This window comes from Globicatella sp. HMSC072A10 (genome assembly GCF_001811625.1).
Classification (GTDB): Bacteria; Bacillota; Bacilli; order Lactobacillales; family Aerococcaceae; genus Globicatella; species Globicatella sanguinis.
This window is the reverse complement of record NZ_KV805622.1, coordinates 1-245: the sequence shown is the minus strand read 5'-3', so window position 1 is coordinate 245 and position 245 is coordinate 1. Positions and strand designations below refer to the sequence as shown.

The 245-nt window shown below is 42.0% G+C and carries 1 protein-coding gene; it reads left to right on the top strand.

Annotated features, from left to right (window positions below; translation table 11 throughout):
• On the top strand, positions 1-245 hold a 245-nt coding region (locus tag HMPREF2811_RS00850), incomplete at both ends, for a transposase (RefSeq protein WP_141749224.1).

The window sequence follows — 245 nt, the reverse complement described above, 5'->3', positions numbered from 1 at the left end:
CTTGAAAAAGCAATCAAAGAGCTCGACAAAGGGATTGAAGATATTGTTCAAATCCTACCAGAATATCAGTGCTTAACTTCTATTCCTGGTATTGGTCCGGTCTATGCTGCTGGAATCATCGCTGAAATCGGACAGATTGAACGCTTTGATTCTCAAGCAAAAATTGCCAAGTATGCCGGGTTATCTTGGAAAGAAAATCAGTCGGGAAAACGTTCGTCACAAAACACACCGATGATTCATCGGGG